Genomic DNA, 14,832 nt, shown 5'->3' on the forward strand with positions numbered 1-14,832 from the left:
CATCCTGTCTGGTTGCGTAAAGCTAAGGTTGTCTATTATAGACGCAGCATAAAAAAAGTGGCTATCGCTAGCCACTTTTCCATGTGTGATTTTTAATAAAATATAAAGTATTCTTAAAGAATCTTCTATGTAAAATTGTGAACGTGTTTGTTATAGATAACATTCTATGGTTTGGCGTCAAAAAATATCTTGTACATTATCTAAAATTATTACGCCAATAAAAGATAACTTTACTAGAAAAGCACTAAAATTTGATTGTCTTAAGTCAAGGGCTTGAAATACTTCTATAGTCAGTCCTAAATAAAATAAGTACAAATATTATAACGCGCTACTGGTATAAATTTTTCTTGCTTACTGTGCCTGCGCAGACAGAGGCGGCGCAAAACTTATTCCAGTAGCACTTTGTTTGATTTATAGTGGATTGACTATAGTAATATCAGGTTCTCTATATTTTAGTGAATCTAATATTACTATCTATACCGCATACCAGAATGTTTGAATCATAATTAGGGAGCCACTATTCTTTCCATCAATGTAGTTTATATTCACATATTTTTAAGCACGTGCTAAATCCGCCGCTAGCGTAATTTGTTTCGCCATCAATTGATTCATATCGACACCGACTATTTGACCCTCTAATACACGCCATTTACCGGCAACCATTACCTTATCGGCTTTGGTTGCGCCACAAAGTAATAGCGCTGCAACAGGAGAACCTGCGCCCGCAAAGCGTATTTCATCAAGTTTAAATAGCGCGATATCGGCTTGTTTACCGACTGCTATCTCCCCAATATCATCACGCCCTAAACACCCTGCTGAGCCTTTAGTGGCCCATTCAAACGCTTTTTGATGGGTTATTTCCTTAGCACCATAACGCAGGCGTTGTAGCAATAATGCTTGACGGACTTCACCAATCATATTCGAACCGTCATTTGACGCGGACCCATCAACACCAAGACCGACAGGGCAACCCGCCGCTTGTAGGGCAAGGGTAGGGCATTGTCCTGACGCTAATAACATATTTGAGGATGGGCAGTGGGCAATACCCACATGCGCTTTACCCAATCGTGCTATTTCTTCATCATTAAAGTGAATACCGTGCGCAAGCCATGTACGATGATTTAACCAACCAACGCGCTCAAGATAGTCTACAGGACGCACGCCAAACATTTTTATACAAAAGTCTGTTTCATCATGGGTTTCGGCCAAATGGGTATGTAATCTGACATTAAGATCTTGAGCTAAATCAGCCGTTGCTCGCATGAGTTCTTCACTAACAGAAAATGGGGAGCATGGGGCTAGTGCTATGCGGGTCATCGCGCCATTGTCATATTGGTGATAGGCTTTAATCAATCGCTGGCTATCATCTAGGATCTCATGATCGGTTTGAATGGTGGTTCGAGGAGGCAGGCCGCCCTGATCTTCACCTAAGCTCATTGAGCCACGGGTCAGGTGCACGCGGATACCCAGTTTGGTTGCCTGCTCTACTTGAATATCAATAGCATGCTCTAAACCATTAGGAAATAAATAATGATGATCACTGGCTGTAGTACAACCAGAGAGTAGTAATTCGCAAAGCGCTATTTGGGTAGATGTTGCTATCATTTCAGGGGTTAGTCTGGCCCAAACGGGATAAAGACTTTGCAGCCAAGGGAAGAGATTTTTGTTTAACGCGGCAGGAAAAGCACGGGTCAATGTCTGATAAAAGTGATGGTGGCTATTGATTAAGCCAGGTATAAGAACGTGTTCATGGGCATCCACTACCTCATCAACCGCTTGCAAGGGTTGTTCACCAGCCCTTATTAATTCGACAATAAGATCATTTTGAATAACGATACCGCCAGCATAAGTGGGGTCTAAACAGTCGAGGGGATTTTTGATCCAAATTCTTTGAGAGTTAACCTGCATAGTGACTCCTATTAGTCATCAGGTTTAGGAAAGATTAAGAAAAATCTTAATCGCTTAAACCCGGATGTAGGAGCTACTAACACACAAACCGGAAAGGTGTGAATAGTAGTTGATTTAAAATCACGGCTATTTAATGATCGCCTCCAAATCATTGTTCATAAATATCTTGGCAAAAAACCACCGTGTTGTCAATTATTAAGTAACTTGTGTTCTGCTTGACCTATGTGACTTATGATCTATACCCTGTTAATCAAGAAAAAAAACGGCTATGGTATTTTGCTAGTAACCCAATTGGACAAATGACTATAGAGAGTCTTGACTAAAAACAACAGACAGCTCATTTGCAGCTTTCTGCAAAAGAGGTACATGGCTTAATAACGCTTCTAAAGACTTTTTGACAGTGGGACCATGAGTAAATACGGTGGCAAATGCTTGCTGCTCACCATTTGGAATGAGTACCGCACAGGCGACCATGCCTGGAATAAACTCTTCGTTATCTATCCCTATTTGAGTATCACGCGTTTTAGCGATGGTCTGCAGTAGCTGATTTTTATCGGTCTGTGTGTTGGTGGTCAAGGCATGTATCGACATTTTATCAATAATACGTTCGCACTTATCTGTAGGTAGCTGTGCGAGAAGTAACTTACCACTGGCACTTGCCCAAACTGGAATATGAGAACCCGCAGGTAAGTATATTTGCAGTGGCCAATCAGACAATACGCGATCGACGTAAACCACGTCTAAATCTTGCATAATCGCAATGCCTACTGTTTCTCCTATTTGTGCCGAAAGCTGTTGCAAGATTGCCAGCCTTTCAGTTTTGAAGTGGTTGTTTTGCCATAAATCTATGGCTAGCTGATAAGTTCGTTTTCCGCATGTTACTTTCCCAGGCAGATCTAATTGGACGAATCCGAGATTCTGTAGCTGTTCTAGCAGTCGATACATACTTGGTATCGGTATGTCTAACGCTTCTGCTAGGTCGCTGACACTCATAGGTCTTTGAGACTTGGCTAACATTTCAACTATCTGCAAAACACGCTCAACGCTTGAGCCTTTTTTTTTAGCATTATTCATGGTTTGATTCATATCCTTAGCGACACAACGCCGCATAATTACGTCCATTATAACGAGAAGGCTTGAGCGTTTACATCTTGTTATGACAAATCAATTATGTTATTTTACATAACGATAATTTATCTATCGATATATGAAAATTAATGTAGCATAAAAAATATATTGGTGAAATGCTCACTTCTAATTTAAGTGATTAAAGGCGAACAATCCTCTCGTTACAAATACTGAGGTTTTGTAGTCCTAAGAATATATAAGGAATAAATATGAAAGCCTTTGTAGTAGAGAAACTAGCGGACAGAGCGTTTTCTTGCGCAATACAAGAAGTTCCTGTACCAGAATGTGATAAAGATGAAGTGGTCATAAAGACAACTTATTCATCATTAAATTATAAGGATGCTTTAAGCTCCGTAGGCAATCCGGGTGTGACTAGAAAGTTCCCGCATATCACCGGTATCGATGTGGCCGGAGTGGTACACGAAACGACATCTGATGCCTTTACAGTCGGAGAAAAAGTATTGGTGACTGGCTATGACTTAGGGATGAATACTGATGGCGGTCATGCAGAGTTTGTCAAAGTCCCAGCGTCATGGGTCGCCCGTATTCCTGACACAATAACTGATAAAGAAATTATGACTTTCGGTACTGCAGGATTAACCGCAGCTTTGAGTGTTAATGAGTTGCTAGATAACGGTGTCAAGCCAGAAGATGGTGAGGTTTTAGTCACTGGTGCTACTGGTGGCGTGGGTTCTTTAGCGGTTTCTATCCTAAATAAAATTGGCTTTACTGTCATTGCCGTATCAGGAAAAGAGGAACAAATTGATTATCTTAAACGAATTGGCGCGTCAGAAGTTATCCTTAGAGATACTTTTAATGAGGACGCTAAAAAACCCATTATGGCTGAAAGATATGCAGGGGTCGTCGATACGGTTGGCGGTGATATTTTAGCCAATGCCCTAAAATATATAAAATATGATGGGGTTGCTACTTGCTGTGGGTTAACAGCGTCACATGAACTCAATACCAATGTATTCCCATTTATTTTAAGGGGCGTCAGACTCATAGGTATCGACTCGGTTGAATGTAAACTTGAGAAGAAACAAGCGGCATGGGACAAACTGGCTGGTGAGTTTAAAATAGCTACTTTAGATAGTATTACTAACGAGATTGGTCTAGAAGATATCAAAGACACCTACGCATTGATGCTAGAGGGAAAGTCAGTGGGTCGGTATGTGGTGAAAATATAAAGGACATCTATTTTCTTGTCGATATGATATGTACTAAGAAACTCTTAATTTTTTAAAATTAAGAGTTTCTTAGTTTCTATAGATAAAGTTTTATCGACTAGTAATGACTCGTATAAGAGGTCATATTTATCCTAAAGATGATCAATTGATAAAATTATAGAGTTTTTAGGAACGTAAGATGGTAACTGTAATACAAGATTTAAAACAAGACTGGTCACTTTCAGCGTCTGTTGCTGGCTTTTTAGCGGTACTCATTGCTTATGCAGGGCCACTGGTTATTTTCTTTCAAGCGGCACAAGCAGCACAAGTGTCAGAGGCCATGATGGCGTCTTGGATTTGGGGTATATCGATAGGCACTGCGATACCTGGTATTTATCTTTCTATCAAATATAAAGCGCCGATAGTGACTGCTTGGTCCGCTCCAGGAACCGTGCTGCTCGTGACATTGTTTCCACAGATGAGTATTAATGAGGCCGTTGCGGCTTACATTATCTCAGCCATCGTTATTTTTATGGTCGGCGCGACTGGCTATTTTGATAAGGTTTTACAGTGGATTCCTAACAGTATCTCCGCCGGTATGATGGCAGGTATCCTATTTCAATTTGGCTTAGGGTTATTCGTCGCCACTGACACCATGCCATTTATTATTTTTAGTATGTTGGGCTGTTATTTATTGGCCAAGCGCTTGTCACCGCGCTATACAATGATTTGGGTATTATTATGTGGCGTCACCTTAAGTTTGCTACTTGGCAAGATGAACCCTGTCGATATCAACTTTACGATGACCATACCCGTCCTCATCTGGCCAGAATGGTCCTGGCACGCAACGTTTAACCTTGCAATTCCTCTTATTCTCGTGAGCTTAAGCGGACAGTTTTTACCCGGCATGGCTATCTTGAATTTAAGTGGCTATGACACGCCGGCGAAACCTATTGTCATGGCCACTAGCATTGCTTCATTAGCGGTTGCTTGCGTAGGAGGTATCACCATTACATTAGCAGCAATCACCGCTGCACTATGTACGGGAAAAGATGCGCATGAGCTCAAAGAAAAGCGTTATATCGCCGGTGTCGCTAATGGTATTTTTTACTTATTAGGGGGACTGTTTGCTAGTAGTATTGTGCTGGTGTTTAGCTTGTTACCTAAAGAGCTGATCGCCGCTCTAGCTGGTCTGGCGCTAATAGGTGCTATCTCAGCCAATATTACGGTTGCCATGAAAAATGATAGTCAAAGAGAATCGGCACTGATTACTTTTTTAGCCACGGCATCTGGCATGCAGTTTTTGGGATTGAGTTCGGTGTTTTGGGGCATCTGTATCGGTATGATTGCTCACTACATATTGACTAAAAAAAGCAGCAAGCCGGTTGAGGTATAACTGGTTGGTAAAAAGGTGATTGATTGAAAGATATTCTTAGTGATTATGGTTGGGAATTATGAGTCCAACCCTCTGCTACAATTCATTTAACCGCTTGGTTATCATATTCTGATAGTTTTCGATCAATATAGTAAGGCAGTTCAATAACAGACACAGTACTAATCTTAAAAACTCCTCCAAATAAAACAATACTAGTAAACGCTTAGAAATCGTGTCATAAGTAAGATCACACAACAAAGGAATGTTGTCATGAGCCAGCTTGTATTTGACAAAGTACTATTGCATTACTACAAGCCATTAGGGACGTTATTATTGCTGGTAGGTTGTACGGTTAGTAGCTTTGCCGCCACCTATAAAATTGAGCCTGACACCTCTAACGTACGTTTCGCTATTGACCACCTCAAAACCTCTGCCACCACTGGCGGCTTCTATAATGTGACGGGAATACTCCAGTATGATCCGAGCGCAAAAACTGGCGACATCTCTCTCATTATCCCCATAAAATCCTTAAACACAGGCAATAAAAGCTTCACTCTCAAACTGATGGGCTCTGATTTTTTTAATATGGAACAGTTTCCATTGGCTCATTTTGAATCTACCAAATGGCATTTCACCTCTGACGAAGAAAACCCAAAGGTCACACAAGTGGATGGCAAGCTAACCTTAAACGGTCAGACCCATCCTATTAGCTTATTGGCGACCAAATTTAATTGCTATCTGACCGCTCTAGCTAAGAAGAATATCTGCGGAGGCAATTTTACCGCCACTATTGACCGTACTCAGTGGAATATCAAAAAATATGTCTTATTCGGCATGACTAAAAATCTGACTTTAAATATTCAAGTCGAAGCGTCTAAACAGGAGTTTTTTAAATTCAGTAAACAATTAGCGTGTCATAGAGTCATAGCCAAAGTTGTTAAAAATGAGTTTTTTCCAGCCTCGCGAGGATAGTATGAAGCCAATTTCTATAATGTTATCAGCACTTGTACTTAGTATGGCTTCTAGCGCTGTCATGGCTGATAGCGCAGGCTCACCTCATGTGCCGAGCCCATTCAATATCAGCCCTACTACTAGCTTACCCAATGTAAGCCCCATGAATAGTGATTTAGCCAATCGCGGTGCCTACATTGCCCGTACTGCTGACTGTATGGCGTGTCATCGCGAGGACTATAGCGGCGGCGTCGCGATTGAAACCCCTATTGGTAATATTTACTCGACCAATATCACGCCCTCCACACGTTATGGTATCGGCAACTATACTGAGACTGATTTCAAAAATGCCTTGAAAAAAGGTCGTGCGCCTACGCAGCAGCTTTATCCTGCGATGCCATATCCGTCTTATCATGGTATGGCTGATATGGATATCAGTGCACTATTTGCTTACTTTCAAACCGTACCTCCAGTAGAGGAGCCACCTGAAAATACCACTAAGCTACCATTCCCGTTAAATATCCGAACATTAATGTTGGCTTGGAATGTGATTAACGTGCCTTCTACAGAAAATCGTGCAGGGCTCACCCAAACCCAGCAACGCGGTGAATACCTCGTTAATAATTTAGAGCATTGCGGCACTTGTCATACCCCACGCAACCTTACGCAAGGTCTTGATAAGAAAAAATATTTATCTGGTGCGCCGCTTGGTAAATGGTATGCACCTAACATTACCCCAGATAATGACAGCGGTATCGGTCGTTGGAGCGAGAGTGATATCGTCACTTATCTACGTACTGGCATGCTCGACAAACGGGCTTATGCAGGTGGACCAATGGCTGAAGCCGTCGCCCATAGTACACGCTATCTAAGCGATGGCGACTTAATTGCAATGGCTGCTTATCTAAAAGTCGTACCTATCCTCAAGACTGACGATTACGTGATACCTATAGATACATCACGGCTGCCTAATCCGGTCAGCAGCTCTATTGCTTATAATTTAATAGAGCAAAAAGACTATTTAGCGCAGGCAAAAACATCCACGAATGCTCATTTTAATAATGACCAAAACTCACCAAAAGCGCTATATCTTGCTGCCTGTGGCAGCTGTCATGGGGTCGATGGTTACGCGCAGCCCGATGCTCGTTACGCCTCTATCGTAGGACTGAGTAGTATTCGTCGCGTTAAGCCAGACGCACTGATTAACGTTATTGCTTATGGTGCAAAAGGGGCGTTAAACACAGCACCCAAAATGCCAGGCTTCGAGAAAGAGTTAAGTCATGCGCAGATTGCCAGTATTACCAATTACGTGCGGGTAAGTTTCGGTGGTCTACAAAGTAGTGATGTTAGTGCTGCTGACGTTAAACGCATCTTAAAGTAAGTGCCATTAACCCCACTATCGATACAGCTATAAAAATACTTAATGCAACCTGATGACATGGATGACGGTTCTATAATAAGGATAATAAAATGAATGATATGCTTCAATCGCCCACCCGTCGGCAACTGCTATCAATGATCGGTAAGACCGCAGGGGCTACAGCAATGTATCAGGCGATGACTACGTTAGGATTTGCTTCGGAATCTAGTTTTAAACAAGAGATGAATTTAAAGGGTGCGCCTGCTGGCGCTAGCATTGTGATCCTTGGCGCAGGATTGGGCGGACTCACCGCTGCTTATGAGCTACGTAAAGCCGGCTATAAAGTCACTGTTCTTGAGTTTCAAAATCGCGGTGGTGGTCGCAGTTGGACACTAAACGCAGGTGATAAATATACCGAGCTTGGTGGCGCCGAGGTGACTTGTGACTTTAAAAAAGGCAATTACTTTAATGGGGGACCATGGCGATTGCCCGTTCATCATTATGCGGTATTCCATTATTGTAAAAAATTCGGTGTGGCACTACAGCCCTTTATACAGACCAATGACCGCGCCTATCTACACCGAACCACCCATTTCAATGGTGCACCGCAGCGATTGGGTGAAGTACAAAGTGACATACGTGGCTATGTCTCAGAGCTATTATCCAAAGCAGTCAATACCGGTAGCCTTGATAAGACAGTTAATAAAGAGGACAAGGAGAAACTCTTAGAAGGATTAAAAGGTTGGGGCGTCCTTGATAACAATTATCGCTATGTCAAGAGCCATGAAACCAGCAAGCATCGTGGCTACAGTGTTTATCCGGGTGGCGGGCTCATGCCTGATGCCAAACCCTCGACACCGATACCGATGGACAAGCTCTTAAATTCAGGGATGTGGTCAGATATTTATAGCAACTATACGACATATGACCATCAACCAGCGATGTTTCAGCCTGTCGGTGGTATGGGGAAAATCGGTGATGCATTTACTCGCGAATGTCGAGACATGATTACGTTTAATGCTAAGGTCACTAAGATTTATCAAGATGAGAGCGGTGTCACTGTCGATTATGTCGATAGTAATAACCCTGATGGTCAAAATAAAACCGTGCGCGCTGACTGGTGTATCTGCAACATTCCACTATCCGTATTGACTCAAATTGATATTAACGTCTCAGCGCCGATGAAGCAAGCGATGGCAGCGGTACCTTATGACACCTCTTATAAAGTAGGTTTAGAGTTCAAACGCCGATTTTGGGAAGAAGACGAATGGATTTACGGCGGTATCACCTATACCGATATGCCCATCTCACAGATATCCTATCCTTCACACGGTATGTTTACCACAGGCTCAGGGGTGCTACTCGGCGCGTATGGATTTGGAGAAGCCTCTTATCGATTTAATACGCTGAATCCAAAAGAGCGTATTGATGTGGCACTACAGTATGGTAAGCATATTCATCCGCAATATACCAAAGAGTTCCGCTCTGGAACGTCAGTCGCTTGGCACCGTATTCCATGGTCGCTCGGTTGCTATGGCATTTGGAGCGAGTCAAGCCGTGATCAGTACTACGATACGCTATGCGCGATTGACCACCGTATCGTACTAGCAGGTGAGCACTGCTCGCATATCCCAGCATGGCAAGAAGGGGCAATTTTATCTGGCATGGATGCCGCTCAGCGACTACATCAAAAGGCAAAAAAACTTGGTTAGTAGAAGTGATTATTACAGTAAATTAATCATAATAAATTCAGAGGTAATCATGGGCATGATCAAACCAAACCTGCTTGCTGTGGTAATGATATTAGGTATCGGAAGCACAGTCGCGCTATCAGGCTGTAGCCAATCCACTAACGCCAATGCTGTTACTCTCGCCCGTCAGCAACAAACCACGCAAATGGTCTTTGATAATCAAGCCAGTCGCAATAATGGTGCATGGGGTGCAGTGTATATGACTAAAGAAGCACTTAGGTCGCCAACAGCCAATATCGTCGATGTCAGCTCACTACCGAAAATGGCAGAGGATGTTAAGCTGCAAAAGTGGTTAGCAAAATTCGAAGGGAGTGCGGACGGTAAAAAGGGGTTTATTACTACCAATGGTAAAAAGCTCTATAATGATTCTTGTGCTGGCTGTCATATGCAAGATGGTAAGGGCGCAAAGGGGGCAGGTTACTATCCTCCGCTTGCTGATAACAGTAAGATGCAATCAAAGTACTATATCATTAGTGTTGTGATGAATGGTCTACGCGGTATGCCATCCTTTCAAAGTATGATGAATGATGAACAAATAGCAGCGGTCACTCAATATGTGCATAGTGACCTTAATAAATTTACCGATACAGTCACTGCTGCCAACGTTGCTCAGCTCCGTCATGACTTTCCACCGGGTTCTGATCCGAGTGAATAATTTTATTTTATGATATCAAATCTTTAGACACTAACTTGGGAGAGTTTAATCAGTAAGCTCGATGATAATGAACCGTGCTGTCGATTTCATAATTATTAAATTCATATACTGAAGATATGATGTTTAGTATTACGGAAGATTATATAAAGAGAGAAGATTATGAAAGGGCGTGTAATAACCTAAGAACCAATCTTAACACTATGGTTATTTAATACAGCAATTCATTGATGATACCGCATCACTCGCTTGCCGTATTGACCAGCTCAAGAGCAAATATCGAAGACCCACGAGTCCAACAGCTTTGGTCTGCTAATGTCACATAAAAACCATACAGAGTAATGCTTTATGAATACACTATATTAGAACATAATATATAAAAAATAGGTGCAATAACCAGTGTGTTGGGCATCATCCCTTACCTTATACAAGGAATAATCATGATATTTCGTCAATTGTACGAACCCCTTTCGAGCACTTATACCTATCTGTTAGGGGACGAGGATACAGGTCAGGCTATCCTGATTGATCCGGTCATAGCGACCATGGATCGTGACTTGGCTGAAATCCATAGATTGGGACTGGAGTTGGTCTACACAGTTGACACGCATATCCACGCAGATCACATTACTGCAGCGTTGGAGATGAAGCGTGCCGTCGGTAGCAAGATTGCAGCGCCTGCCTTTGACCGTCTACCATGTGTGGATGTCGGGCTGGAGGAAGGAACACCTTTGCAGGTTGCTGGTATTACCTTGCACCCATTGCATACGCCGGGACACACCGATGGTCATTTTGCGTATCTCTTTAATGAGCGGGTATTCACTGGCGATGCTTTACTTATCGATGGATGTGGCCGGACCGACTTCCAGAATGGCGATGCCGATGCGCTGTATGAATCTGTGCGGCAGAAACTTTTTTCTTTACCAGACGACACGCTGGTCTATCCTGCGCACGACTACAAGGAGCGCTTTGTCTCTTCAATCGCGCAGGAAAAAAAGCGCAATCCACGGCTTGGCGGGGACATAACACTTGAAGAATTCAAGGTCATCATGAGCAACCTAAATCTATCATATCCAAAATTCATTGACTATGCTGTCCCTGGTAACCAGCAGTGTGGCGTCTGCCCAGAGGATTTACCAGAAAATTTAGCCACTTACTGTCGCCAGATGATGCAGAGCCCTCAAGGATAATGTTACTGATTTTAAGGGAGTCGACATTTAATAATGATTAATTTATCGGCTCTGATATTGAAGAGATATAATTAATGAGCATTTGATATTCCCATGCTTAGCGCGCACACTACTATTAATGCCAATACTATAATCTACGGAGAAGTACTATTATGAACGGCATAATGAATGGAGAAATGATGCAGGGAACGATGATGCAAGGGATGGGCTGGGCCTGGATGATTCTCTGCCTACTGTTTGCGCTACTTCTTTTTGCTGTACTTGTGTTGATATTGATGGCAATTCTGAAATATCTGCGTAAACCCGATTAAAGCTTGTAATAAAGAGATGCGTGTAGTCGTCGGGAAATGGCTTTTGAGTAGCGATCTCATAGAGTCTGAATCTATATTTTAGATAAAACTATCCAATAGAGAGTTATTGTTCTTCAATGTTAGATGCAAATATATTATTGGATGGCTGAGACTTTCGCTATACGCCTTTCTTCAGCAGCCTAACAGTAGCCCAATTTTAAGTGCTATTGGTACATATTACCTTTTCTCTAACATCCGTCTCTAACATCAAAATTAAGATTTTATCAAATAGTAATCATGATAACGGCCATCTCTTAACCGTTGAGTTAGAGCGCAATCTTTACTCAATATACGTGAAGGAGTTATCTGATGAATCCTAATAATAGCGATAAAAAGAATGGCCATAGTGGTTTAGAGTCAAACAATACTAACCAAGCCTATACTACCTTCAAAGAGTATAACCAAGTGCCAGCTGATTATAATGGCGCCGTTTATACCTGTCCGATGCATCCAGAGGTGAAAGACGTTACAGATAGCGGCTGCCCAATATGCGGTATGTCTCTTAAACCTGAAGACACTGTTGCCGAGATGGCAGCAATGAAAGATGACCATACCAACTGCCACAGCGCGTCGAATACCGATACTCATCTTACTAAAGATAGTAAATACGACAAAGTACCAGAGAACTATAGCGGTACGGTCTATATTTGTCCGATGCATCCCGAAGTGAGAGATGTTGAAAAAAGTGATTGCCCAATATGTGGTATGTTCCTCAAACCTGAAGACGAGGTTACTGATGAAGACAGTCATTCACATTGTCATGGCAAAGATACTGACTGTACTAAGGTAAAATCTGTCAAAGGCGGCAAATACGACAAAGTCCCAGCTGATTATAATGGTGCCGTTTATATTTGTCCCATGCATCCAGAAGTCAGAGATGTGAAGAATAGTGGCTGTCCAATATGCGGAATGGCACTTGAACCAGAGACGGCTACTATTGGTGAGGAGGACACCTCAGAGCTCGACGATATGACACGCCGTTTCTGGATATGCACGGTGCTTACCATACCACTATTTCTATATGCAATGAGTGACATGGTAGGTCTAAGCTTAGACAACCTTGGTCAAGGTGATATCTCTGGACAGATCGCTCAGTGGATTCAGTTAGGGCTTGCGACACCAGTGGTGTTATGGGGAGGTGCACCGTTCTTCGTCCGTGGCTGGCAATCAATAAAAAGCCGAAACCTGAACATGTTCACTCTGATTGCAGTTGGTGTAGGCGCAGCTTTTGGTTTCAGTCTAGTAGCAACTTTTCTTCCGGATATTTTTCCAGACAGCTTTAGAGATGCCACTGGCCAAGTTGGGGTGTACTATGAAGCAGCAGCTGTCATTGTGACCTTGGTGCTATTGGGTCAAGTATTAGAACTCAAAGCCAGAAGTCAGACCTCAGGAGCAATCCGTGCGTTACTCGAGCTAGCACCACCAACGGCAAGACTTGTGGATGAGAACGATGTCGAGATCGAAGTATCACTTGATGAAGTTATCAGCGGTGACACACTGCGAGTCAAGCCAGGAGAAAAGCTTCCTGTAGACGGTACGGTACTTGATGGTAGTAGTAGCATTGATGAATCAATGGTGACTGGCGAACCAATCCCAGTCTTAAAGGCACAAGGAGATACGGTCACCGGCGGCACAGTCAACGGTACTGGGACACTACTGATCAAAGCGGTTGACGTTGGTGATGATACTGTATTATCTAAGATCGTCAAGATGGTTGCTGAAGCCCAGCGCAGTCGCGCACCAATACAGAAACTAGTCGATAAGGTAGCAGGGTGGTTTGTACCGATAGTACTTATTTGCTCTATCATTACCTTTATTGTCTGGGCGATGTTCGGACCTGCGCCTGCAATGGCTTTTGCGCTGGTCAATGCTATCGCTGTATTAATCATCGCCTGCCCTTGTGCGTTAGGGCTCGCCACACCGATGTCGATTATGGTGGGTACTGGTAAAGGAGCACAAAATGGCGTGCTTATCAAGAATGCTGAAGCGTTAGAGAGCATGGAAAAAGTCGACACTATCGTTGTCGATAAAACCGGAACGCTGACAGCAGGCAAACCAGAGCTTACCGCTATCGAAGCGCTGGGCGGTTTAGATGAGAATGAACTTCTTGTGCTCGTCGCAGCGGTAGAGACTGCCAGCGAACATCCTCTGGCAGAAGCTATTGTCAAAGCTGCAAAGGCAAAATCTCTCGATATGGTTAAGGCAAGCGATTTTAGTTCAACTACCGGTGAAGGCGCGCAGGCGCTGGTCAATGGCAAGCAAGTCGCCGTAGGCAACTCAAAATTCATGCAACGCCTTAATAGTTTTGATAGTACGCTTTCAGAACGCGCCGACAAGCGCAGAAAAGATGGTGAAACTGTCATGTTTGTCGCAGTAGAGGGGCAAGCTGCTGGTCTCATATCAGTCGCTGATCCGATCAAGCCGAGTACCAGTGAGGCAATATCGCTGCTGCACAAAGCGGGACTGCGGGTAGTCATGCTGACAGGTGATAATGAGATAACGGCTAGAGCGGTTGCTAGTAAGTTAAAGATTGATGAGGTACATGCTGACGTCTCTCCAGAAGACAAAAACCGTATCATCAAAGAGTTGCAAAGTAGTGGCAAGGTTGTGGCTATGGCGGGTGACGGTATTAACGATGCTCCCGCTCTTGCCCAAGCAGATGTCGGCATCGCTATGGGCACAGGAACAGATGTGGCCATGGAGAGTGCTGGGATCACGTTAGTGAAGGGTGATCTGATGGGAATCGTAAGAGCCCATAAACTGAGCCATTCTACGATGCGCAATATCAGACAAAACCTGTTCTTTGCCTTTATCTACAATGCCCTTGGGGTGCCGATTGCGGCGGGTGTTCTGTATCCGTTCTTCGGGCTTTTACTAAGTCCAATGATAGCGGCGGCGGCTATGAGTCTCTCGTCAGTATCTGTTATTGGTAACGCGCTGCGGTTGCGACGTTTGAAGCTGTAATTTTGGTACGGTGAAGAGGGTTTTAAAGCATACA

General features: G+C 43.3%; 11 protein-coding genes. 9 read left to right on the forward strand and 2 right to left on the reverse strand.

Annotated elements, in window-relative coordinates:
• Positions 1-555 precede the first annotated feature (555 nt).
• Together JMX89_RS09510 and JMX89_RS09515 are read right to left on the reverse strand one after the other, a co-directional pair.
• Positions 556-1,908 (reverse strand): 8-oxoguanine deaminase, encoded by a 1,353-nt coding sequence (locus JMX89_RS09510; protein ID WP_201532486.1) that lies wholly within the window; start codon positions 1,906-1,908, stop codon positions 556-558.
• A gap of 303 nt (positions 1,909-2,211) precedes the next feature.
• The gene (locus tag JMX89_RS09515) at positions 2,212-2,982 is read right to left on the reverse strand and encodes an IclR family transcriptional regulator (protein ID WP_227673068.1); all 771 of its coding nucleotides are present in this window, start codon (positions 2,980-2,982) and stop codon (positions 2,212-2,214) included.
• Between the two features lie 263 nt (positions 2,983-3,245).
• Between JMX89_RS09515 and JMX89_RS09520 the strand changes: the two genes are divergently transcribed.
• From JMX89_RS09520 to JMX89_RS09560, 9 genes are all read left to right on the forward strand, one after another.
• On the forward strand, positions 3,246-4,226 hold the full coding sequence (locus tag JMX89_RS09520; protein WP_201532488.1) for a YhdH/YhfP family quinone oxidoreductase: 981 nt from the start codon (positions 3,246-3,248) through the stop codon (positions 4,224-4,226).
• A 178-nt stretch (positions 4,227-4,404) separates the two neighbouring features.
• Positions 4,405-5,601, forward strand: a complete 1,197-nt coding sequence (gene benE / locus JMX89_RS09525) for a benzoate/H(+) symporter BenE (RefSeq protein ID WP_201532489.1) — start codon at positions 4,405-4,407, stop codon at positions 5,599-5,601.
• 249 nt (positions 5,602-5,850) lie between these two features.
• Complete coding sequence (locus JMX89_RS09530) at positions 5,851-6,552, forward strand: YceI family protein (protein WP_227673069.1); 702 nt, start codon at positions 5,851-5,853, stop codon at positions 6,550-6,552.
• 1 nt (position 6,553) lies between these two features.
• Positions 6,554-7,912, forward strand: coding sequence for a cytochrome c (locus JMX89_RS09535; RefSeq protein WP_201532490.1), 1,359 nt, complete (start codon positions 6,554-6,556; stop codon positions 7,910-7,912).
• Between the two features lie 89 nt (positions 7,913-8,001).
• The gene (locus JMX89_RS09540) at positions 8,002-9,603 is read left to right on the forward strand and encodes a flavin monoamine oxidase family protein (RefSeq protein WP_201532491.1); all 1,602 of its coding nucleotides are present in this window, start codon (positions 8,002-8,004) and stop codon (positions 9,601-9,603) included.
• A 49-nt stretch (positions 9,604-9,652) separates the two neighbouring features.
• Complete coding sequence (locus JMX89_RS09545; protein ID WP_201532492.1) at positions 9,653-10,297, forward strand: c-type cytochrome; 645 nt, start codon at positions 9,653-9,655, stop codon at positions 10,295-10,297.
• Between the two features lie 437 nt (positions 10,298-10,734).
• On the forward strand, positions 10,735-11,484 hold the full coding sequence (locus JMX89_RS09550; protein ID WP_201532493.1) for an MBL fold metallo-hydrolase: 750 nt from the start codon (positions 10,735-10,737) through the stop codon (positions 11,482-11,484).
• A gap of 152 nt (positions 11,485-11,636) precedes the next feature.
• Positions 11,637-11,795, forward strand: a complete 159-nt coding sequence (locus JMX89_RS09555; RefSeq protein WP_201532494.1) for a hypothetical protein — start codon at positions 11,637-11,639, stop codon at positions 11,793-11,795.
• Between the two features lie 348 nt (positions 11,796-12,143).
• Positions 12,144-14,798 (forward strand): copper-transporting P-type ATPase, encoded by a 2,655-nt coding sequence (locus tag JMX89_RS09560; protein ID WP_201532495.1) that lies wholly within the window; start codon positions 12,144-12,146, stop codon positions 14,796-14,798.
• Positions 14,799-14,832: the final 34 nt, after the last annotated feature.

The organism is Psychrobacter sp. DD43, from assembly GCF_904846555.1.
GTDB lineage: Bacteria > Pseudomonadota > Gammaproteobacteria > Pseudomonadales > Moraxellaceae > Psychrobacter > Psychrobacter cryohalolentis.

Coding starts and splice junctions, on each gene's coding strand:
- JMX89_RS09510 (WP_201532486.1), bottom strand. CDS start 1,908: ATGCAGGTTAACTCTCAAAGAATTTGGATCAAAAATCCCCTCGACTGT.
- JMX89_RS09515 (WP_227673068.1), bottom strand. CDS start 2,982: ATGAATAATGCTAAAAAAAAAGGCTCAAGCGTTGAGCGTGTTTTGCAG.
- JMX89_RS09520 (WP_201532488.1), top strand. CDS start 3,246: ATGAAAGCCTTTGTAGTAGAGAAACTAGCGGACAGAGCGTTTTCTTGC.
- benE (WP_201532489.1), top strand. CDS start 4,405: ATGGTAACTGTAATACAAGATTTAAAACAAGACTGGTCACTTTCAGCG.
- JMX89_RS09530 (WP_227673069.1), top strand. CDS start 5,851: ATGAGCCAGCTTGTATTTGACAAAGTACTATTGCATTACTACAAGCCA.
- JMX89_RS09535 (WP_201532490.1), top strand. CDS start 6,554: ATGAAGCCAATTTCTATAATGTTATCAGCACTTGTACTTAGTATGGCT.
- JMX89_RS09540 (WP_201532491.1), top strand. CDS start 8,002: ATGAATGATATGCTTCAATCGCCCACCCGTCGGCAACTGCTATCAATG.
- JMX89_RS09545 (WP_201532492.1), top strand. CDS start 9,653: ATGGGCATGATCAAACCAAACCTGCTTGCTGTGGTAATGATATTAGGT.
- JMX89_RS09550 (WP_201532493.1), top strand. CDS start 10,735: ATGATATTTCGTCAATTGTACGAACCCCTTTCGAGCACTTATACCTAT.
- JMX89_RS09555 (WP_201532494.1), top strand. CDS start 11,637: ATGAACGGCATAATGAATGGAGAAATGATGCAGGGAACGATGATGCAA.
- JMX89_RS09560 (WP_201532495.1), top strand. CDS start 12,144: ATGAATCCTAATAATAGCGATAAAAAGAATGGCCATAGTGGTTTAGAG.